We start from the raw sequence: 652 nt of genomic DNA, 5'->3' as shown, positions 1-652 counted from the left end.
TCCGTAAGACCAAATTGAAACAGAGCAATCAAGGCCACCGGGATCGTTACAACTATCGCTACGAGATAGAGAATCAACACCGACAAGCCAACAAGCATTGACAACAACGCTGCGTAATTAAGACCGAAATACTGCAACACAATATAGGTAAAAACGGCGACAACGAAAATCTCTATCGCTTTGCCACGCAGATAGTTAGAAAACTGCTCATTCATTTCGAGCGAGACTCGCTGAATTAGGCCTTTCTTTGACGGGAGCGCTGCATCAATCGACATCAAAATTTTCGTGCGATCTTTCAAGAGAAAAAACACTAAGATCGGAACAACAATGAGATAAATCATCACACTTACAATCACTGGCAGCGTTGATAGTGAATGAGAGAATATCCATTGAACGACCTGCGCTGAGCCTTCCGATAGCTGCTGATATGCGAGCGTTATTTCATCACCTTGGAAGAACGCGGGGAAACGTTCCTGCAGATCATCCCCATAGACACGTAGCGTGCTCACTATTTTGGGAAAATCATTTACCAAAGACTCAAACTGCGAATAAACCAAAGGGAGAACAGCAAATATCAAAGCGAAAATCGCGGACAAAAAGGTACTAAAAACCACTGTCACAGAGAGTAATTGCGGTAGCCCACGTTTGTTCA

Annotated in this window: 1 protein-coding gene; it reads right to left on the bottom strand. The window is 43.6% G+C overall.

Annotated elements, in window-relative coordinates:
- Positions 1-596: AI-2E family transporter (locus tag A3738_RS07610; protein WP_231876566.1), on the bottom strand; the 596-nt coding region annotated here is incomplete at its 3' end.
- Between the last annotated feature and the right edge of the window lie 56 nt (positions 597-652).

The organism is Oleiphilus sp. HI0066, assembly GCF_001635725.1.
Note: the sequence above shows the minus strand (reverse complement) of the source record. Positions and strands in the feature narration are given on the sequence as shown.